Consider the following 243-nt stretch of genomic DNA (forward strand, 5'->3'; position numbering starts at 1 on the left):
CGGTGGACGAGTCGAACGGCTCCGACTTCTGGTCCACCGCCGCATCGAACACTCTCGGTGCGCTGTTCCTGGCCGCAGCCAGCCATCGGCGCCCGATCACCGATGTCCTGGCCTGGCTCGCCTCCCCTGCTGACCGCACTCCGGTGGACCTGCTCACCGACGCCGGCCACGACGCGGTCGCCGCCCAACTCCAGGGCACCGTCAGCGGGGCCACGGAAACCCGTGACGGCATCTACGAGACCG

The 243-nt window shown here is 70.4% G+C and carries 1 pseudogene; it reads left to right on the top strand.

Features of this window, described 5'->3' with window-relative positions:
* A pseudogene (locus RB628_RS43090) lies at positions 1-243 on the top strand (hypothetical protein); the annotation flags it as partial.

The sequence above is a fragment of the Streptomyces sp. ADMS genome (assembly GCF_033441795.1).
GTDB lineage: Bacteria > Actinomycetota > Actinomycetes > Streptomycetales > Streptomycetaceae > Streptomyces.